Source organism: Flavobacterium sp. AK-301 (genome assembly GCF_058310215.1).
In genome coordinates this window covers 182,771-205,632 of record NZ_JBZEES010000004.1, presented here as the reverse complement: position 1 = coordinate 205,632, position 22,862 = coordinate 182,771, and the positions used below count along the sequence as shown (strand labels likewise).

Genomic DNA, 22,862 nt, shown 5'->3' with positions numbered 1-22,862 from the left:
AGATGAGAAAAATCGTTCTTTTTTTAATGTTGGTGAGTTTGGTGAGTTCTTGTAGTAAAGATGATGCCGGAATAGAAAATGGTGGAGTAGAAGATGACAATTCTGGAGTTGAAAAGCCCGGTACTGGTGTTGGATTTGAAAAATTAATGACAAAAGATGAATTTGATGCACTTTTTCCATATCGTGCGGATTTTACTTTAACGCAAAACGGACCCGAGTTTTATTCTTATCAGTCTTTAGTAGATGCATTGAAAGAATTAAATAATATAAAAATCCAGATTTATAAAAGACAAAATTCGGATCTAAGTTTAATTAATTATACCTATAAAATAAAAAGAACAAATCTGTTAACACATACGAGTTTGGAATTAAAAGTAGGAGGTGATTATGATGCCGAGTGGAATATTTCAAAGCCGGAGGTTTTAGCCGGTACAGTTGATTTTTCAGCTTTTTTAAACTCAGGGAATATTGCTAAAGATAAAAAAGAGTTGTGTGCTTTTTTAGCTAATATTTCTCATGAAACAACAGGAGGTGGTACAAATGATACTGTAAAAGATAAAGGTTTATATTTTAAACAAGAAGTAGGTTGTGAGTTAGGAGGTTGTACCGGTTATTCGGATAATACTAATAAAGAATTTCCGCCAACTCCGGGTAAAACTTATCATGGAAGAGGACCAATACAGTTGAGTTATAATTACAATTACGGACCAGCAAGTTTTATTATATATGGTGATAAAAATGTGCTTTTGGTTTCCCCGGAAACGGTTTTGGCAAATGGAAAAAATGCCTTTATGACTGCAATTTCATTTTGGAATATGCCGGCAGGATCAAAACCAAGTTGTCATGAAGTAATACATACCAATAGAGGGTTTGCAAAAACCATAAATGTAATTAATGGAGGTGTGGAATGTGGTTTAGGGAACAAGACAAAAGATCCTTTGGTTTTAGATAGAATTGAATTTTTTAGACGATATATGAAAAAATTAGGTCTTACCGTTACAGAAACAGATACACGACTTTCCTGTAGAGATATGGAACCTAATCAATTTGATTATTAATAATAATGTTACATAAACCACATCAATCGCTTCCAATTGATCGATGTGCTAAATTTTTTAAGAAATGGCTAAAGAAATTAGTAAAGTAGTTAAACTACAAGTTAAGGGAGGTGCTGCGAACCCATCGCCACCGGTTGGACCTGCTTTGGGGGCTGCTGGAGTTAATATCATGGAGTTTTGTAAGCAATTTAATGCCAGAACTCAGGATAAACCCGGTAAAGTGTTACCAGTACAAATTACTGTGTACAAAGATAAATCTTTTGATTTTATTGTTAAAACACCACCTGCTGCTATCCAATTATTAGAAGCAGCAAAAGCAAAGTCTGGTTCTGGTGAACCAAATCGTAAAAAAGTAGCTAACGTTACTTGGGATCAAATTAGAGCTATTGCTACTGACAAGATGGACGACTTAAACGCATTCACTATTGAGTCTGCTATGAGTATGATTGCCGGAACAGCTAGATCTATGGGTATAACTGTAACAGGAGACGCTCCTTTTTAATTTAAGAAAAAGACATGGCAAAATTAACAAAAAAACAAAAAGAGGCTGTATCAAAAATTGAAAAGAACAAACTATATTCTTTAAAAGATGCTTCAGCATTAATTAAAGAAGTTGCTTCTGCAAAATTTGATGAGTCAGTTGATATCGCTGTTCGTTTGGGTGTAGATCCAAGAAAAGCAAATCAAATGGTTAGAGGTGTGGTAACATTACCTCACGGTACAGGTAAAGATGTAAAAGTTCTTGCATTAGTTACACCGGATAAAGAAGCGGAAGCTACTGCTGCTGGTGCTGATTATGTAGGTCTGGATGATTATTTACAAAAAATAAAAGATGGTTGGACAGATGTTGATGTTATCATCACTATGCCAAGTGTTATGGGTAAATTAGGTCCATTAGGAAGAATATTAGGTCCTAGAGGTTTAATGCCTAACCCAAAAACTGGTACAGTTACTATGGATGTAGCAAAAGCTGTTCAAGAAGTAAAAGCAGGTAAAATTGACTTTAAAGTTGATAAAACCGGTATAGTGCATGCTGGGATTGGAAAAGTTTCTTTCGAAGCTGATAAGATTGTAGAAAATGCTCACGAAATTATTCAAACATTAATCAAATTAAAACCAACTGCAGCTAAAGGTACTTATATTAAGAGTATACACATTTCTAGTACTATGAGTCCTAGTATTGCGTTAGATCCTAAAGCGGTTTAATTGGTAGTTAAAATATTTTATTATGACTAGAGAAGAGAAATCAAGAGTTATTGAAGATTTAACTGCACAGTTGGCTGGAACTAATGTTGTTTATTTAGCAGATATTTCTGGTTTAAATGCAGAAACGACTTCAAACTTAAGAAGAGCTTGTTTTAAAGCTAATATTAAATTAGAAGTAGTTAAAAATACATTGCTTGAAAAAGCTATGGAAGCTTCTGACAATAATTATGGTGATTTACCATCAGTATTGAAAGGAAACACTTCAATAATGATTGCAGAGAATGGTAATGCTCCTGCAAAAATCATTAAAGAATTCCGTAAAAAATCAGATAAGCCTTTATTAAAAGGAGCTTACATCAGTGAAGCTGTATTTGTTGGAGACAATCAATTAGATGCATTAATTGCACTTAAATCTAAAGAAGAAGTTATTGGAGAAATCATTGGATTACTTCAATCTCCTGCTAAAAATGTTGTTTCAGCTCTTAAATCAAGTGGTGGAAAACTGGCAGGAATTCTTAAAACATTATCCGAGAAAGAAGGATAATCAAGCGCGTACGCACTTTATAAATTATATATTACAAACTATTTAAAAAACGATAGAAAAATGGCAGATTTGAAACAATTCGCAGAACAATTAGTTAACTTAACAGTTAAAGAAGTTAATGAATTAGCTACTATTTTAAAAGATGAGTATGGTATTGAGCCTGCAGCTGCTGCTGTAGTTGCTGGTCCAGCTGCTGTTGGAGGTGGAGACGCTTCTGCAGAAGATGCTCAAACTGAATTCACAGTTGTATTAAAAGATGCTGGTGCTTCTAAATTAGCTGTTGTGAAATTAGTAAAAGAACTAACTGGTTTAGGTCTTAAAGAAGCTAAAGAAGTAGTTGACGGTGCTCCTGCAAACGTTAAAGAAGGTGTTTCTAAAGAAGAGGCTGAAGGTCTTAAAAAATCTTTAGAAGAAGCTGGAGCTGTAGTTGAGCTTAAATAAGCTACACTTAAGTTTATAGAACTAGGTTTAGGCCTTGAGAAGAGACTCTCAAAGGCCTAAACCATTTTTCGTATAATATATTTTATACGTTTTTATTACTTTTTTTTTAATCAAAATTTTGTCCATTGATGATAACAAATCAGACTGAAAGATTAAATTTTGCCTCAACAAAAAATATTCCTGTTTATCCGGATTTTCTAGATATTCAGGTTAAATCTTTTAAAGATTTTTTTCAACTTGAAACTAAATCCGATGAAAGAGGCAACGAAGGTCTTTATAACACCTTCATGGAAAACTTTCCGATTACAGATACAAGAAACCAATTTGTATTGGAGTTCCTTGATTACTTTGTTGATCCACCACGTTATACAATTCAGGAATGTATAGAGAGAGGTCTAACGTATAGTGTACCTTTAAAAGCAAGGTTGAAACTATATTGTACAGATCCGGAACACGAAGATTTTGAAACAATTGTGCAGGATGTTTATTTAGGTACAATTCCTTATATGACACCTAGTGGTACTTTTGTAATCAATGGTGCTGAACGTGTTGTTGTTTCACAATTACACAGATCACCAGGGGTTTTCTTTGGACAATCATTCCATGCAAATGGAACAAAATTATATTCTGCCAGAGTAATTCCTTTTAAAGGATCCTGGATAGAATTTGCTACTGATATCAATAGTGTAATGTATGCCTATATTGATAGAAAGAAAAAATTACCAGTGACCACTCTTTTCAGAGCAATTGGTTTTGAAAGAGATAAAGATATCCTTGAAATATTTGATCTTGCAGAAGAAATCAAAGTTTCAAAAACAGGGCTTAAAAAATATATCGGTAGAAAATTAGCTGCTCGTGTATTAAATACATGGCATGAAGATTTCGTAGATGAAGATACTGGTGAAGTAGTTTCTATCGAACGTAACGAGATCATCCTTGACAGAGATACTGTTATCGATAAAGATAATGTGGAAGAAATCATTGATGCTAACGTTAAAACTATTTTGTTGCATAAAGAAGATAATAATCAGGCAGATTATGCCATTATCCACAATACGCTGCAAAAAGACCCTACAAACTCTGAAAAAGAAGCTGTTGAGCATATTTATCGTCAATTGCGTAACGCAGAACCGCCTGATGAAGAAACTGCTCGTGGTATTATAGATAAATTATTCTTCTCTGACCAACGTTATAACTTAGGTGAAGTAGGTCGTTACAGAATGAATAAAAAATTAGGTTTAGATATCCCTATGGAAAAGCAGGTGCTTACCAAAGAGGATATTATTACTATTGTAAAATATTTGATCGAATTAATCAACTCTAAAGCAGAGATTGATGATATTGATCACTTATCTAACAGACGTGTAAGAACAGTTGGAGAACAATTGTCTGCACAGTTTGGTGTTGGTTTAGCACGTATGGCAAGAACCATTAGAGAGCGTATGAATGTTAGAGATAATGAAGTTTTTACACCGATCGATTTGATCAATGCAAAAACATTATCATCTGTAATTAACTCTTTCTTTGGAACGAACCAGTTATCTCAATTTATGGATCAGACGAATCCTTTAGCTGAGATTACACACAAAAGAAGATTATCTGCACTTGGACCTGGAGGTCTTTCAAGAGAAAGAGCCGGTTTTGAGGTGCGAGATGTTCACTATACTCATTATGGTCGTTTATGTCCTATTGAAACACCAGAGGGACCAAACATTGGTTTGATTTCTTCTTTAGGTGTTTATGCGAAAGTAAACGGTATGGGCTTTATTGAAACTCCTTACCGTAAAGTGACTGAAGGTAAAGTTGATTTAGTTTCAACTCCTGTATATTTAAGTGCAGAAGAAGAAGAAGGTAAATTGATTGCTCAGGCTAATATCGCTATGGATGCAGATGGAAAGATTACTGATGAGAAAGTTATCGCTCGTGAGGAGGGAGATTTTCCGGTAGTTGATCCTGCTAAAATAGATTATACAGACGTTGCCCCGAATCAGATTGCTTCGATTTCAGCTTCATTGATTCCTTTCCTAGAGCATGATGATGCGAACCGTGCATTGATGGGATCTAACATGATGCGTCAGGCAGTTCCGTTATTAAGACCGGAGGCTCCTATCGTTGGTACAGGTTTAGAGCGTCAGGTAGCTTCAGATTCAAGAGTTTTGATTAATGCTGAAGGTGATGGTGTTGTTGAGTATGTTGATGCTAATATCATTACTATTAAATATGATAGAACCGAAGAAGAAAGAATGGTAAGTTTTGATTCAGATGAGAAAACTTATAATTTAATTAAATTCAGAAAAACGAATCAGAGTACAAGTATCAACCTGAAACCTATCGTAAGAAAAGGAGACAGAGTGATAAAAGGACAAGTGCTTTCTGAAGGTTATGCAACACAAAATGGTGAGTTAGCTTTAGGTAGAAACCTTAAAGTTGCATTTATGCCATGGAAAGGATATAACTTTGAGGATGCTATCGTAATTTCTGAGAAAGTAGTAAGAGATGATATTTTTACGTCTATCCATGTTGATGATTATTCATTAGAGGTTAGGGATACTAAATTAGGTAATGAAGAATTAACGAATGATATTCCAAACGTTAGTGAAGAAGCTACCAAAGATTTAGATGAAAACGGTATGATCAGAATAGGTGCTGATGTTAAACCGGGTGATATTTTAATTGGTAAAATTACTCCAAAAGGAGAATCAGATCCTACACCGGAAGAGAAGTTGTTAAGAGCGATCTTTGGAGATAAAGCAGGTGATGTTAAAGATGCTTCATTAAAAGCGTCTCCTTCTTTACATGGTGTTGTTTTAGATAAAAAATTATTTGCCAGAGCAGTAAAAGATAAGCGTAAGCGTTCTAAAGATAAAGAAGATTTAGCAAAATTAGAAACTGAATTTCAAGTGAAATTCGACGAACTTAAAGACAGATTAGTTGATAAGTTATTTACTATTGTTAATGGAAAAACATCTCAAGGAGTAATGAATGATTTGGGTGAAGAAGTTTTACCAAAAGGTAAAAAATACACTCAGAAAATGTTAAACTCTGTTGAGGATTTCGCTCACTTAAATAAAGGAATGTGGACTACAGATGATGAAACCAACAGAATGGTTAATGATTTGATTCATAATTATAAAATTAAGCTGAACGATCTTCAAGGGGCTCTTAGAAGAGAGAAATTTACAATAACAGTAGGAGATGAGTTACCTTCAGGAATTCTGAAATTAGCGAAAGTCTATATTGCTAAAAAACGTAAATTAAAAGTAGGTGATAAGATGGCAGGGCGTCACGGTAACAAAGGTATCGTTGCCAGAATCGTTCGTCATGAAGATATGCCTTTCTTAGAAGATGGAACACCGGTAGATATTGTATTGAACCCACTTGGTGTACCTTCACGTATGAATATTGGACAGATCTATGAAACTGTACTTGGATGGGCCGGACAAAAATTAGGCAAAACATTTGCTACTCCGATTTTTGATGGTGCTTCACTAGAACAGATCAATGAATTTACAGATGAGGCTGGAATTCCTAGATTTGGACATACTTATTTATATGACGGTGGTACAGGAGAGCGTTTCCATCAGCCGGCAACAGTTGGTGTTATCTATATGCTGAAATTAGGACACATGGTAGATGATAAGATGCATGCTCGTTCTATAGGTCCATACTCATTAATTACACAACAACCGCTTGGTGGTAAAGCACAATTTGGAGGTCAGCGTTTTGGAGAGATGGAGGTTTGGGCTCTTGAAGCTTATGGTGCTTCTAGTACACTTAGAGAAATTTTGACTGTTAAATCTGATGATGTTATTGGTAGAGCTAAAACTTACGAAGCTATCGTTAAGGGTGAGACTATGCCGGAACCGGGATTACCTGAGTCATTCAATGTATTAATGCATGAATTAAAAGGACTTGGATTAGACATTAGATTAGAGGATTAAAATAGAATTGGGAACAGTCCTGCTGTTCCCGATTTTTAATGTTTTTTATAAATCGATACTACGATTATGATGAATAGAAATAAAGATAAAAATACTGTAAAAAGGTTTAACAAAATTTCGATAGGATTAGCTTCGCCTGAATCTATCTTGGCTGAGTCAAGAGGAGAAGTGCTGAAACCGGAAACTATCAACTATCGTACACACAAACCTGAACGTGATGGTCTTTTCTGCGAAAGAATCTTCGGTCCTGTAAAAGATTTTGAATGTGCATGTGGTAAATATAAAAGAATCCGTTACAAAGGAATTGTTTGTGACAGATGTGGGGTAGAAGTAACAGAGAAAAAAGTACGTAGAGATAGAGTAGGGCATATCAATTTAGTTGTGCCTATCGCTCATATCTGGTATTTCCGTTCACTTCCTAATAAAATAGGTTATATTCTTGGGTTACCATCTAAGAAATTAGATATGATTATCTATTATGAAAGATATGTGGTAATTCAGGCAGGTATAGCTAAAAATCCTGAAGGAGAAGCTTTAAACAGACTTGATTTCTTAACAGAAGAGGAATATTTAAATATATTAGATACTCTTCCTGCAGAGAATCAGTATCTTGATGATTTCGATCCAAATAAATTCGTTGCCAAAATGGGAGCAGAATGTATTATGGATTTATTAGCGAGAATTGATCTCGATCAGTTATCATACGATCTGAGACACAGTGCTAATACAGAAACGTCTAAACAACGTAAAACTGAAGCGTTAAAAAGATTACAGGTAGTAGAATCTTTCCGTGAATCGAATGAGAACAGAGAGAATCGTCCGGAATGGATGATTATGAAAGTAGTTCCGGTTATTCCACCAGAATTACGTCCACTTGTTCCGTTAGACGGAGGTCGTTTTGCTACTTCAGATTTAAATGATTTATACAGAAGAGTTATTATTCGTAACAATCGTTTAAAACGTTTAATGGAAATCAAAGCTCCGGAAGTTATTCTTCGTAATGAAAAACGTATGCTACAGGAATCTGTAGATTCGTTATTCGATAATACAAGAAAAGCTTCTGCTGTTAAAACAGAATCTAACAGACCATTAAAATCATTATCAGATTCATTAAAAGGTAAACAAGGACGTTTCCGTCAGAACCTTTTAGGTAAACGTGTTGATTATTCTGCTCGTTCGGTAATTGTTGTTGGACCTGAATTGAAATTATTTGAATGTGGTCTGCCAAAAGATATGGCTGCTGAACTTTACAAACCTTTTGTTATCCGTAAACTGATAGAAAGAGGAATTGTAAAAACGGTTAAGTCTGCCAAGAAGATCATAGATAAGAAAGAACCGGTTGTATGGGATATCCTTGAAAATGTAATTAAAGGACATCCGGTATTACTGAATCGTGCTCCTACTTTGCACAGACTTGGTATTCAGGCATTCCAGCCAAAATTGATTGAAGGTAAAGCGATTCAGTTGCACCCATTAGTTTGTACGGCGTTTAATGCGGATTTCGATGGTGACCAGATGGCAGTTCACTTGCCGTTAGGACCAGAAGCTATTTTAGAAGCTCAATTATTAATGTTGGCGTCTCATAATATTCTGAATCCGGCAAACGGAGCTCCTATTACTGTACCTTCTCAGGATATGGTTTTGGGTCTGTATTATATGACCAAAGAACGTTTATCTACTCCGGAACATAAAATTTTAGGTGAAGGTCTTACTTTTTATTCTGCGGAAGAAGTTAATATTGCTTTAAACGAAGGAAGAGTTGAATTAAATGCTCGTGTAAGAATCAGAGCAAAAGATTTTAATGAAGCTGGAGAATTAGTGTATCAAATTATTCAGACAACTGCCGGACGTGTATTATTTAATGAAGTGGTTCCTGAAAAAGCAGGGTATATTAACCAGGTATTAACTAAAAAATCTTTAAGAGATATTATTGGTGGAATTTTAAATGTAACAGATGTTCCGACAACTGCTGCTTTCCTTGATAATATGAAAGATATGGGTTATAAGTTCGCTTTCAAAGGAGGTTTATCATTCAGTTTAGGGGATATTATTATTCCGGAAAGAAAACAAGAATTAATTGCAGATGCCAATGAACAAGTTGATGGTATCTCAATGAACTATAACATGGGTCTTATTACCAATAATGAGCGTTATAACCAGGTTATTGATGTATGGACTTCTACGAATGCTATGTTGACAGAATTAGCGATGAAAAACATTAGAGAGGACCAGCAAGGTTTTAACTCTGTGTATATGATGCTTGATTCTGGAGCAAGGGGTTCTAAAGAACAGATACGTCAGTTAACAGGTATGCGTGGTTTGATGGCTAAGCCTAAAAAATCAACTGCCGGTGGTGGTGAGATTATTGAAAACCCGATTTTATCGAACTTTAAAGAAGGTCTTTCTATCCTTGAGTACTTTATTTCTACTCACGGTGCTCGTAAAGGTCTTGCGGATACTGCTTTGAAAACTGCGGATGCTGGATATTTAACAAGAAGATTGCATGACGTTTCTCAGGATGTTATTGTTAACATCGAGGATTGTGGTACATTAAGAGGTGTTGAAGTATCTGCGTTGAAAAAGAATGAAGAGGTTGTTGAAACTTTAGGGGAAAGAATTTTAGGTCGTGTAACTTTACAGGATGTAATCAATCCGTTGACTTCTGAAGTTTTAGTTAAAGCAGGTGAAGAAATTACTGAGGCATTAGTTAAAGTAATTAACGCGGCTCCAATTGAAAAAGTAGAAGTGAGATCTCCATTAACTTGTGAAGCACAGAAAGGTATTTGTGCGAAATGTTATGGTAGAAACTTAGCTACAGGTAAAATGACTCAGAGAGGTGAAGCAGTTGGTGTAATTGCAGCACAATCTATTGGGGAACCGGGTACACAGTTAACACTTCGTACTTTCCACGTTGGAGGTACTGCAGGTAATATCTCTGAAGAATCAAGCATTGTTGTGAAATTCAATGGTAGATTAGAGATAGAAGACTTGAAAACTGTTAAAGGTGAAGATAGTGATGGAAACCCAATTAATACTGTTATTTCACGATCTACAGAATTAAAATTAGTAGATGAAAATACAGGTATTGTATTAAATACACATAATATTCCTTATGGGTCTACAATTTATGTAAAAGATAAAGATGTAGTAGAAAAAGGAACTGTGATTTGTAAATGGGACCCGTATAATGGAGTAATTATTTCTGAGTTTACAGGTAAAATTGCTTATGAAGATATCGAGCAGGGACAAACATTCCAGGTTGAGATTGATGAGCAGACTGGATTCCAGGAAAAAGTAATTTCAGAAGCCAGAAATAAAAAATTAATTCCAACTTTATTGATCTACGGTAAAGATGATGAGTTGATTCGTTCTTATAACTTACCGATGGGAGCTCACCTTATGGTTGATAATGGAGAGAAGATTAAAGCAGGTAAGATTTTAGTAAAAATTCCACGTCGTTCTTCTAAAGCAGGGGATATTACAGGAGGTTTACCAAGAATTACTGAGTTATTAGAAGCTCGTAATCCTTCTAATCCGGCTGTAGTATCTGAAATTGATGGAGTCGTATCTTTTGGTAAGATTAAAAGAGGTAACCGTGAAATTGTAATCGAATCTAAATTTGGTGAAGTAAAGAAATATTTAGTTAAACTTTCTAATCAGATCTTAGTTCAGGAAAATGATTTCGTAAGAGCAGGTGTGCCGTTGTCAGACGGAGCAATTACTCCGGATGATATTTTAAGAATTCAGGGTCCGGCTGCTGTTCAACAGTATTTGGTTAATGAAATTCAGGAAGTATATCGTTTACAAGGGGTAAAAATTAATGATAAACACTTTGAAGTGGTTATTCGTCAGATGATGCGTAAAGTTAGAATTGAAGATCCGGGAGATACTTTATTCCTTGAAGATCAATTAGTTCATACAAGAGATTTTATCGTTGAAAACGATAAATTATACGGTATGAAAGTAGTTGAAGACTCAGGAGATTCAGAAAACTTAAAAGCAGGTCAGATTATAACTACTCGTGAATTACGTGATGAAAACTCATTGTTAAAACGTACTGATAAAAATCAGGTAGTTGCCAGAGATGTTATTACAGCAACAGCAACTCCGGTATTACAAGGTATTACAAGAGCTTCTCTTCAGACGAAATCATTTATTTCTGCGGCATCATTCCAGGAAACGACAAAGGTTCTTAATGAAGCTGCCGTAGCAGGTAAAGTAGACGGATTAGAAGGATTGAAAGAAAATGTAATTGTTGGACATAGAATTCCTGCCGGTACAGGTATGAGAGACTATGAAAATATTATAGTTGGTTCTAAAGAAGAATACAATGAACTAGTAGCTTCTAAAGAGGAGTTTAATTATTAAGATTATGAGTGAATCTAAACAACAACAGATCAACATTGAACTGGATGAAAATATAGCTGATGGAATTTATTCTAATTTAGCGATCATTAATCATTCAGGATCAGAGTTTGTTCTTGATTTTGTAAATATTATGCCTGGCGTTCCAAAGGCAAAAGTGAAATCAAGGATTGTTCTAACGCCACAACATGCAAAAAGACTGTTGAAGGCTATTGGAGAGAATATTAGCCGTTTTGAAGCAATTCACGGTGAAATTAAGGATGCAGAAGAACCTCCTGTTCCTTTTAATTTTGGTCCCGCAGGACAAGCATAAACAACAAAAAACCCGAAAGAAATTTCGGGTTTTTTTATTCTGTTTTGTGTAAAATATTTTTTTAATATAAGTTTTTTTTATTTTTTATCAGATAATTTTCAAAAGAGCTTATTTTATTCTTTATCTCTTTTGGTTGATTTGTATTATTTATATCATAAGATATAGAAGCTTTTACTTCCCATAGTTCATCTATCTCTGATAGATTCATTTCCATGTCATTATACATTGGTTTGTTATCATGAACTAATTTTATTTTTTTAGAATAATTGGGGTTTAGTTTAATACGATTGATGAATAATCCTTTCTCTCTGTTTATTATTACATAGAGTTTGTTGTTAATAAGATCATTTATATTGCTTTTTTGACAAATAGCATAAGAATTTTCTTCTAGTGTAGGATACATGTTATTTCCTATGACCTGAAAGGCTCTGCTTTCATGATTTTCAATAAAAGGGAAACTGTATCTGGGAAGTTCTTCTAAAAAGCCAGGATTATTTCCAGTAGTATACTGAAACTGCATTTCACGAGAAATTAAAATAGTGTTTCCTTTATTTTCAGTAGTATCTCTTTTTAACTCTTCTTTTCCTAAAAAAATTTCATTTAAATCAATTTCATATAGATCGCATATCGTGATTATTGATGGAAAATCTAATGAATTTCTTTTTTTCCAAGTAGATATTGTGTTCGGTTTTATATTTAAAATACTAGACAGTTCAATGTCTGTCTTAATTTTTAATCTTTTTTTTAATCTTTTAATGATTAAGTTCGCGTTTAGAGAATTATTTTCTTGCATATTCGCATAATGTATTGTACTTTTATCTTCGATATCAATATCTTTTAAAAATAGCGCCATTGCAATAACTTTTAGTTTATTATGTATTATAATAAAATTAAATATTCTCAAAGTAAGAATATAGGTTGTTTCTAGGGTGCTATTTTTATTAAAAAATGATATTAAATAAAAATTATTGTATAGTCTTTTTTTTATTTTGTTAAATAATTATTTATCTGTTTTTTTATTAACTAAAACGAATATTGATGTATATGTGTTAAAAAACAGAAGATAATTTGGGTAATTATTCGGTATCGAGAAATTACAATTGCAAAAATAGGGTATTTGTTGAAATAAAATTATAAAAAATATATAAATTCTTCTCAATATTTTATAAACAATAGAAATAATTATTATGATGGACAATTTGCGTGAATTATTAACTAATAAATGTAACATATGAAATTGAACTTTACTTTCGAAATTACTTTTTTCAAATATTACTTTTATTTACTCTGTTTTATTTCTGTCAAACTCTTCAGTTTGTTAGAAGAAATAGGTGATAATGTCTATTATTTGATTATACCGGATAATGGACTTTCTGATAAAAGGATATTCAAAACTTTTAATATCACACAAAGCAATGTCTTTCGTGAGAATCAAAAAACTTTAATGGATTTTAATAACAAAGATAATTTCTCATTACTTGTTTTTTCTTGTCAATCTTCTAATCACTCAATAATATGAAAATACATTACTTTTTAAATCGAATTGGAAGTTTAAAATTTTTAGGATTTTTAATTTTCCTATTATTTGTTTTTTCTACATCTTCAGCTCAAACCATTTGTAGACCTGTTTCACAGACAAATAGTGATGGGGGTTTATTGTGTGTTGGGACGGATGTGACTAATCCGTTGAATGCATTTGACGTTGATCCCGGATTAACAACTTATGCTTCATTAACAAATGCGGTAGGATTAGCTTGTTTCGCAGAAGAGACGATGACTTTAAACCAAACGGCTAAAGCAGGAGACGCGATTGTTATCTATTTTGCTACAGGAAATGGTTTATTAGATGTAAGCTTACTGGCTAATGTAACCGTTCAGGCAAAAAACAATGGAACTAATGTCGGTTCTGCTATTCCTTTAAATAACCCTATTCTAAACGTAGCATTATTGCCTAATGGAACTATTGCTTCCGCTACTTTTGTTCTAACTGGGGATACTAATCAGATACAGATACAAGTAGGAGGTCTTTTAAGTCTATTAGTGAATTTAAGAATATATGATGTTCAATTACAGTTAGCTGCACCAACAGTTACCGGAGGTGCTTCTAAAACAATATGTTCTGGACAAAGTATAGCTCTTGCTGCAACACCGGCTTCCGGTACAACGCTTGCATGGTATAGTTCAACTACAAGCACGACACCACTGGCAACAGGAAATACATATACAACGCCTGCTTTAACGGCAACAACTACCTATTATATAAGTGTAACAAGAGGTGCTGGTTGTGAAAGTGCTGTGCGTACACCGGTTACTGTAAATGTAACTAATCCGATAGCTCCGATAATCAGTACATCAGGAACTTCATTATGTTCCAGTACTCCAACGATTTCTACTACATTAAGTGTACAGGCTCCTGTTTCAGGAACTACTTATAATTGGTATAGTGCGGCTACCGGAGGTACTTTGTTGGCTACGGGAAACTCTTATACTTCAACTGTTCCGGTAGGGGTAACCAGTTATTATGTGGAAGGAGTAATTGGGGCATGTACCAGTTCAACACGTACTCAGGTAGATGTAACAGTATCTCCAACACCTGCTTTACCGACAATATTAACACAAAGTGTTACTATTCAGTCTGGTCAGAATGCAACTTTACAAGCTTCTACTTCAGAGGCTAATACTGTATTAGATTGGTATGATGTACCAACAGGCGGTATTGCTTTATTAAAAAACAGCACAAGTTATACTACTCCTATTTTAACAGCTACAAAAACATATTATGTCGAAGGACGTAATACGGTAAGTGGTTGTTTAAGTACTACTCGTTCTGCTGTTACAGTTACTGTATTAGGAAGTGTTACCGGGGATTGTTTACAGGCAAATAGTCAGCAAACAAATCAAAATGGTTTATGTTTACTATGTTCAGTAACTAATCCTGAGAACTCTGTAGATGGAGATAATAATACTGCTACAACGTTAACAGTTCCTCTAGGTTTAATAAATGGTTATATTCAGCAAACATTACAATTCAATAATGCCGGAAGGGTAGGAGATGTTATAACAGTTGAGTTAGGAATACCGGGAATATTAGGGTTGGCAGATATAACGTTATTGGATTATATCAGTTTAGCTACTTATAATGGGGCTACTTATAATAATGATCGTGTAGGGGTTAATACTTTGTTAAATGTGAATCTTTCACCAGGTGGTCGAATTCAGGTAAGTATTACTGCAGGAGCAATCTTTGATCGTGTTGAAATACGTTTAGGAGGTTTAGCATCTTTATTGTCAAATGTAGATATTTATGGAGCTTCTTATAAGTTTGTTCAGCCTGCTATATCAGGAAGTACAACCATTTGTACAGGCACTGCTACTACTTTGACAGCTACTGCCGGACTTGGAGAAACCGTTCGTTGGTATGATGCTGCAACAGGAGGTTCATTATTAGGTAGTAATGCAAGTTATACAACACCAACCTTGACAGCCAATACTACTTATTATGTTGAGATTAGTCGTGGAACCTGTATTAACAGTGAAAGATTACCTGTTATAGTTACAGTTAATAATCCTGTTGCTCCAACAGTAGATCCTTCAGGAACAACCATTTGTTCCGGGCAAGCAACAACATTAAATATAGTGTCACCGGTTGCAGGAACAACATATAATTGGTATGATGCCGCAACAGGAGGTACGTTATTATCTACAGGGAGTAGTTATACAACACCTGTTTTAACAACAAATACAAATTATTATATAGAAGCAGTTATAGGAAATTGTACCAGTCCGACACGTACAACGGTAAATGTTACTGTAATGCCGGCACCGGCACTTCCTGTTGTAGCATCACAAAATGTAACTATTCAATCAGGTAAGAGCGTTATTTTGCAGGCAAGTACTTCAGAAGCAAATGTAGTTTTGGATTGGTATAGTACATCTACGGGTGGTGTTCCTTTAGCTGTAGGAACAAATACTTATACGACACCAAACTTAACGGTTAATACAACCTATTATGTAGAAGCAAGAAATACTGTAAGTACTTGCGTTAGTGCAACACGTGTTCCTATTAATGTATTTATTGGGGCTCCTGTCAGTAGTTGTTTAGCGGCTTCAAGTGAAACGTCCGGACCGGGTGGAGTATGTGTATTATGTAATATAACAGATGCAGGAAATGCAGTAGATGGTAATGATAATAGTGCTTCTACATTATCTGTTCCGGTAGGTTTATTAGGTGCCTTTTATCAGCAAACATTAATTTTTGGTAATGCTGGAAAAGTAGGAGATACTATAGTTGTAGAACTGGGACTGCCTGTAGGATTATTAGATTTAGGTTTATTGAATAATATTAGTTTAAGTACCTATAATGGAGTAGTAAACAATAATGATGATGTGGCGGTTGATCCGGGATTATTGAATATCCAACTTTTAGCAGGAAATCGTTTTACAGTACGTTTTATAGCAACACAGCCATTTGATCGTATAGAAGTACGTCTTAACGGTGGAGTAGCAACTTTAGTATCAGAGTTAAATATTTACGGAGCTTCTTATATATATGCTAAACCGACTGTAACAGGAGCAGGAGCTACAATTTGTGCAGGAGAGTCAACAACACTGACCGCTGCAACGATTGCAGGGGATGCAGTAGCCTGGTATGATGCAGCAGTAGGAGGTAATTTACTAGATAGTGATGTAAGTTATACAACACCTACTTTAAATGCAACAACAACTTATTATCTTGAAGTAACTCGTGGTGGTTGTACAGATAGTTCCCGTTTACCGGTAAAAGTAAATGTTAATGCTATTCCGATAGCGGCAGATATTACAATTTCAAGTCCTTTGACAGCATCCTGTGCAGGAGGAATTGTGTTATCGCCTACTACTACAATAGCAGGAGGACAATTCAGATATTATACAGATCAGAATAAAACAACAGAAATCATAACAGGTTTTGCAGGACATCCGGGAGTTACTTATACTAAAGATGTTACAACCGGAGCACTTACTGCCAGTGGTTTAAGTAGTGCAAATGCACCCTATACATATTATATTTCGTTATCAAATGGTGCTTGTGAAAGCGAGGTTAATACATTAAAAGAAGTAGTTGTAAATTATCCTACAGTTGCAACTTTAAATGTTACAACACCATTAGTAGCATGTGGTACCGCAAGATTAGGAGATGCAATTGTGAATTATGATTCTTCAGGAAATACGACATACAATTTCTTTGATTCTTCAAATAATCCAATTACTCTAACAGCAGCCAATGCTATTCAGACAAGTGGAACCTATTATATTGAAGCTCAGAATATAGCTCAGACATGTTCTTCAGGGAAAATTCCGGTAGTCGTTACTATAAATCCTTTACCGACACTTACAATTACTAATCCGGCGGTTGCAGTTAATATAGGAGCGTCAGTTACTTTACAGGCTACTTCTAACGCAACAATTGTTTGGTATGATGCTACAGGAAATGCACTACCTTCTAATGTTGCCGGTCCTTTTGCTACAGCAGGATCTTATACATTTACAGCCATTGCAAGTAATGGTACCTGTTCTGTTAGTGGGACTGTTTTCGTAACTGTTATTGACCCAAATAGTTGTCCTGTGTTACAGGAAAGAGTTTATGCTCAAACAGAGAGTTCAGGTTCTATTATTACAGGAGGAGTTACAAATGGACCTTTAGCTATAGATGGTAATCCGCAAACCTATTCAACCATTACATCAGGAGTTGGTTTATTAGGAATTGGAACAACCTGGCAAACTTTAGAATGGAATACTACCATTGCAGCCGGAACACCGGTTACTATAAAATTAGGAGCTGAATATAGTGGTGTGGCTTTAGCCGGAGCTATTTCAGTTGTTGGGACAAAACGTGACGGATTAGGTACTCCTATAGATATAGGTACAATACAGCCCGTATCAGGAGCATTACTGAATTTATTATCAGGAGATAATTCATTTGAGTATACTTTTGTACCTTCTGATATTACAGGACCTAAAGCATACGATGGAGTAAGAATTTCAGTGGGAGCCTTAGTGGGTGTTGCTCAGAACGCTAAAGTTTATGAGGCCCATTATGAAAAAGAAGTTACCTCAATTACATGTACACCGGGGGATATAGAAGATATTCTATATGGATCTGTTGATTTGGGTATAGGAGCTTTGACTGCTACTGTAGGTGTTACGGATGCCTGGAACGTTGCAGATGGAGATGTTGCAACTTATGCAACTATGTATAGTGGAGCAGGGGTGTTAGCAGCAGCAGAAATGACCGTTATTTTTAAAACACCAACAGCAGTGAATGATACGCTAAAAGTAGTGATATCAAAACCAGGTACTGTATTAGGTGTTAGTTTACTGACAGGATTTACAATTCAGCGTTATATGGGGAATACTCCTGTAGGAGCGCCAATAGATAATACAAGTACTTTTTTAAATGTAGACTTGTTAAGTGGTGGGGCATTAGCGGTAGTGATTGTGGCTCCACAGTCTGAACCATACGATCGTGTACGATTTAGATTAGGTGGTGTTGCTTCAGTATTGGATTTCTTAAGAGTTCATACTGTTGAACGTGTTACAAATACAAAAGTAATAGGTAGTGATCCTACTAATAAAATAGTTTCTTGTCCAGGGGATGTCGTTGTATTAGAAAGTCAAACAGATGCTTGTACAACATTCAGATGGTATGATTCACCAATTGGAGGAGTTGTTCTGGCAAACGGACCAACTTTTACTGTTCCGGCGACATTAGCTGCAGGAACTTATAAATATTATATTCAGCCGATTCGTTATGGTTGTGAAGTATTATCAAGAGGTGTAGCTACTGTAGTAGTGGGACCTGCTGCACCAGCAAGCGCGATCAATGCTATCTCAATTAACGGTGGCAATGATACAACAATATGTTCAGAAGATGGTAATGTAACGTTACAGGCGACATTAAGTCCAACACCGGTACTTACGAATCCAATATATTATTGGTATAGTTTTAATGGAGCTACCAGTCAGTTAATTACTGGTCAGACAACTTCTACATTAGCAATAACCGGATTAGTTCCGGGAACCTATACTTATTTTGCAGGAGTAAGTTCTGATGAATTTTGTCCAACACTGGAAGCGGACAGAAAGGCTGTAACCTTTACAATTTTGCCTTCTTCTCAAATAACTGATATTACAATTAATAATACTCAGGTATGTCAAAATCAGAATGCTGTATTAACGCCAACAAGTAATAATTTGACCAGTCCTGTTTTCTCTTGGTATTTAGATAACAATAAAACACAGGCTATTTCTAATGGAACAGTGGGAGGAGTGACTTATACAATTAATAGTACTACCGGGGAACTGACAATTTCAGGATTGTCAAGTGTAAATAGTCCTTTTACATATTACGTTGCAGTTTCAAGTACAACAACCTGTCCTAATAAAGCAGGAGAGCTTAAAGCAGTAACGGTTATTGTTAATGATCCGTCTACACCAACTACAACAAGCGCTACACAGACTTTCTGTTTAGCAAATAATCCAACGGTTGCTGATATTCAGGTAACAGGTATTGGAGTGGTTTGGTATGATGCTGCTACCTTAGGGACAGTGGTTCCGAATACAACGGCATTAGTAAATGGAACAATCTATTATGCTGTGTCTACAGTTGCAGGTTGTGAGAGTGCAACCCGCTTAGCAGTTACTGTAACGGTTTCAAATCCGTCTACGCCAACAACAACGAGTGCTACTCAGGATTTCTGTTTAGCAAATAATCCAACAGTTGCCAATATTCAAGCAACAGGTACGGGAATAGTTTGGTATGATGCTGCTACAGCAGGAGCGATAGTTCCGAATACAACGGCATTAGTGAATGGGAAAATTTATTATGCAGTATCTGTAATCGGAGGTTGTGAAAGTGCAACTCGTTTAGCAGTAACTGTAACGGTTTCAAATCCATCTACACCAACTACAACAAGTGCTGCTCAGGCTTTCTGTTTAGCGAATAATCCAACGGTTGCCGATATTCAGGTAACGGGAACGGGAGTAATCTGGTATGATGCTGCTACAGCAGGAGCGATAGTTCCGTTTACAACAGCGTTAGTAAATGGAAAAATTTATTATGCAGTTTCAGTAATTGCCGGTTGTGAAAGTGCAACTCGTTTAGCAGTAACTGTAACGGTTTCAAATCCATCTACACCAACTACAACAAGTGCTGCTCAGACTTTCTGTTTAGCAAATAATCCAACGGTTGCCGATATTCAGGCAACAGGTACGGGAATAGTTTGGTATGATGCTGCTACAGCAGGAGCGGTAGTTCCGAATACAACAGTATTAGTAAATGGAAAAATTTATTATGCAGTATCTGTAATTGGAGCTTGTCAAAGTACCACTCGTTTAGCAGTAACTGTAACGGTTTCAAATCCATCTACGCCAACAACAACAACAAGTGCTACACAGGAGTTTTGTTTAGCGGAAAATCCGACAGTTGCAGATATTCAGGTAACAGGAACAGGAGTAGTATGGTATGATGCTGCTACAGCAGGAGCAGTAGTTCCGAATACAGCAGCATTAGTAAATGGAAAAATTTATTATGCGGTGTCTACAGTTGCTGGTTGTGAAAGTGGAACTCGCTTAGCAGTTACTGTAATCGTTGATATGCCGTCTACACCAACTACAACAGATACCACACCGGATTTCTGTTTAGCGAATAATCCAACGGTTGCTGATATTCAGGTAACTGGAACCGGAGTGATTTGGTATGATGCTGCAACGGGAGGAACAGTGGTTCCAGCTACAACTGCTTTAGTAAATGGAACAGTTTATTATGCAGTATCTGTAATGGGAGGTTGTGAGAGTGCAACTCGTTTAGCAGTAACTGTAACGGTTAATAATCCTTCTATGCCAACTACAACAGAAGTGGCTCAGGATTTCTGTTTAAGAGATAATCCAACGGTTGCAGATATTCAGGTAACCGGAACCGGAATAATTTGGTATGATGCATTAACCGGAGGAAATGTTGTTCCGTCTACAACAGCTTTAACAGATGGAAATGTTTATTATGCTACTTCTACAGTTGCCGGTTGTGAAAGCACAACTCGTTTAGCAGTGAAAGTTTTTGTAACAGCTTGTACTCGAATTGTAGATATTAATGGTGGTAATAAAGCATGTGTTTTTAGTGAAATGACATATGTAACAGATGCAGGGATGTTAGATTATACTTGGGTGATAGTTGGAGGTACTGTAATTTCAGGAGGAACAACTACAGATAGTTCTATAAAAGTTTCCTGGACAACTCTGGGAGCAGCATCAGTTTCTGTTAGTTATAAAGAAACGAGTACTTCAGCTATTAGTTCCGGTAAAATGGATTTAACAGTTAGTGTGTGTTCAGATATAACAATATCTAAAACAGTTGATAATGCGACACCTTTTGTAGGAGATAATGTCACTTTTACAGTTAAAGTAAACAATGTCGGAACCGGTAAATTTGAAAATGTTACAGTTAATGATCTTTTACCAAACGGATATGAGTTTGTAAGAGTAATAGCTTCAAATGGGGTATATAATAATATTAGTGGTTTATGGAATATTCCAACATTGAATATCGATGAAACAGCAACGTTGCAGATTGTTGCAAAAGTGTTGGGTTCAGGAGATCATTTGAATATTGCTAGAGTTGATGTTTCAACTCCGATAGATTTAAATGTAACTAATAATCAGGCGGAAGCCTCAGTTGCTCCACAATGTTTAATCGTTTATAATGAATTTTCTCCTAATGGTGATGGTTCTAATGATTATTTCAAAATAGAGTGTATTGAGAATTATCCAAATAATACTTTACAGGTATATAACAGATATGGTACTCTGGTATTTGAGACAAGGGGTTATAAAAATGACTGGACTGGAATTGCGAATAAAAATTCAGCAATAGACAGAAATGATCAGTTGCCGGTAGGAACCTATTACTATGTGCTTGATACTGGGTCTGACCAGGGGGTTAAAAAAGGATGGTTATATATTATTAGATAATTATGAATTTAAAAAGCAATAGTTTTTTATTCCAACTAACACTAAAACCTTTATATATGGAAATTAGTAAAATATTAAAAGAAAGATACTTTTTATTGTTATGTATTCTGGCTGTTGTGCAGGCAAATGCTCAGCAGGATCCGCAATACACGCAATATATGTATAATACGTTATCAGTAAATCCGGCTTATGCCGGGTCTACTGGTTCGTTAGAAGCAACATTGCTCCACCGATCACAATGGGTTGGTATTGACGGGGCTCCGGAAACGCAGGCTTTTACAATTCACACTCCTTTGCGAAATGAAAAAGTAGGTTTAGGTCTTAGTGTTGTGAATGATAAACTTGGACCATCTAATGAATTGTATTTTGACGGTAGCTTTTCATATACACTTCCTTTAGGATACGAAACAAAGTTAGCTTTAGGTATAAAAGGAGGAGCCAGAATGTTAAATATTGACTGGTCAAAAGGTAGATATTATGACGGTTCTGACGCATTGTTGAATCAGAATATAAGTGATAAGATAAAACCTACAGTAGGAGCAGGAGCTTTTTTGTATACTGAAAAATGGTATGTAGGGGCTTCTGTACCTAGTTTTATTCGATCTGATTATTATGATGATGTCGAAGAATCTACAGTTTCAGAAAGATTACATTATTATTTAATGGGAGGATACGTATTTGATTTAAACTATGCATTGAAATTTAAACCGGCGTTTTTGGTGAAAGCAGTTACAGGAGCTCCTGTTACAGTTGATATTTCAGCTAATTTTCTTATACAGGAAAAAGTCACTTTAGGATTATCATATCGTTGGGATAATGCTATAAGTGGTTTAGTTGGTTTTCAGATATCACCAAGTATTTTTGCGGGTTATGCGTATGATTATTCAACTACTCGTTTCAATAAGTATAATGACGGGTCACATGAGATAATATTGAGATATCAATTGCCATCAAAATCAAACCGCGTTAAATCACCAAGATTCTTCTAAAAA

The 22,862-nt window shown here is 35.5% G+C and carries 11 protein-coding genes; 10 read left to right on the top strand and 1 reads right to left on the bottom strand.

Annotation, left to right across the window (positions count from 1 at the left end):
• The first annotated feature begins 2 nt into the window (after positions 1 to 2).
• From AC4FQX_RS08845 to AC4FQX_RS08810, 8 genes are all read left to right on the top strand, one after another.
• Positions 3 to 1,058, top strand: a complete 1,056-nt coding sequence (locus AC4FQX_RS08845; protein ID WP_491167325.1) for a chitinase — start codon at positions 3 to 5, stop codon at positions 1,056 to 1,058.
• 64 nt (positions 1,059 to 1,122) lie between these two features.
• A complete protein-coding gene (gene rplK, locus AC4FQX_RS08840) occupies positions 1,123 to 1,560 on the top strand; it encodes a 50S ribosomal protein L11 (protein WP_491167324.1) in 438 nt (145 codons plus the stop codon).
• Between the two features lie 14 nt (positions 1,561 to 1,574).
• A complete protein-coding gene (gene rplA / locus AC4FQX_RS08835; protein ID WP_491167323.1) occupies positions 1,575 to 2,264 on the top strand; it encodes a 50S ribosomal protein L1 in 690 nt (229 codons plus the stop codon).
• 22 nt (positions 2,265 to 2,286) lie between these two features.
• Positions 2,287 to 2,808, top strand: coding sequence for a 50S ribosomal protein L10 (rplJ, locus tag AC4FQX_RS08830; RefSeq protein WP_491167322.1), 522 nt, complete (start codon positions 2,287 to 2,289; stop codon positions 2,806 to 2,808).
• Between the two features lie 60 nt (positions 2,809 to 2,868).
• On the top strand, positions 2,869 to 3,249 hold the full coding sequence (rplL, locus tag AC4FQX_RS08825; protein ID WP_491167321.1) for a 50S ribosomal protein L7/L12: 381 nt from the start codon (positions 2,869 to 2,871) through the stop codon (positions 3,247 to 3,249).
• Positions 3,250 to 3,377: 128 nt separating this feature from the next.
• Positions 3,378 to 7,190, top strand: a complete 3,813-nt coding sequence (gene rpoB, locus AC4FQX_RS08820) for a DNA-directed RNA polymerase subunit beta (protein ID WP_491167320.1) — start codon at positions 3,378 to 3,380, stop codon at positions 7,188 to 7,190.
• 66 nt (positions 7,191 to 7,256) lie between these two features.
• Positions 7,257 to 11,558, top strand: a complete 4,302-nt coding sequence (rpoC, locus tag AC4FQX_RS08815; RefSeq protein ID WP_491167319.1) for a DNA-directed RNA polymerase subunit beta' — start codon at positions 7,257 to 7,259, stop codon at positions 11,556 to 11,558.
• Positions 11,559 to 11,562: 4 nt separating this feature from the next.
• A complete protein-coding gene (locus AC4FQX_RS08810; protein WP_491167318.1) occupies positions 11,563 to 11,868 on the top strand; it encodes a DUF3467 domain-containing protein in 306 nt (101 codons plus the stop codon).
• A gap of 61 nt (positions 11,869 to 11,929) precedes the next feature.
• Here the strand turns inward: AC4FQX_RS08810 and AC4FQX_RS08805 are convergent, their stop codons facing one another.
• Positions 11,930 to 12,721: a LexA family transcriptional regulator gene (locus tag AC4FQX_RS08805; RefSeq protein WP_491167317.1), complete on the bottom strand. Its 792-nt coding sequence runs from the start codon at positions 12,719 to 12,721 to the stop codon at positions 11,930 to 11,932.
• 662 nt (positions 12,722 to 13,383) lie between these two features.
• Between AC4FQX_RS08805 and AC4FQX_RS08800 the strand changes: the two genes are divergently transcribed.
• On the top strand, positions 13,384 to 21,870 hold the full coding sequence (locus tag AC4FQX_RS08800) for an Ig-like domain-containing protein (protein WP_491167316.1): 8,487 nt from the start codon (positions 13,384 to 13,386) through the stop codon (positions 21,868 to 21,870).
• Between the two features lie 56 nt (positions 21,871 to 21,926).
• The gene (locus tag AC4FQX_RS08795) at positions 21,927 to 22,859 is read left to right on the top strand and encodes a PorP/SprF family type IX secretion system membrane protein (RefSeq protein ID WP_491167315.1); all 933 of its coding nucleotides are present in this window, start codon (positions 21,927 to 21,929) and stop codon (positions 22,857 to 22,859) included.
• Positions 22,860 to 22,862 lie beyond the last annotated feature (3 nt).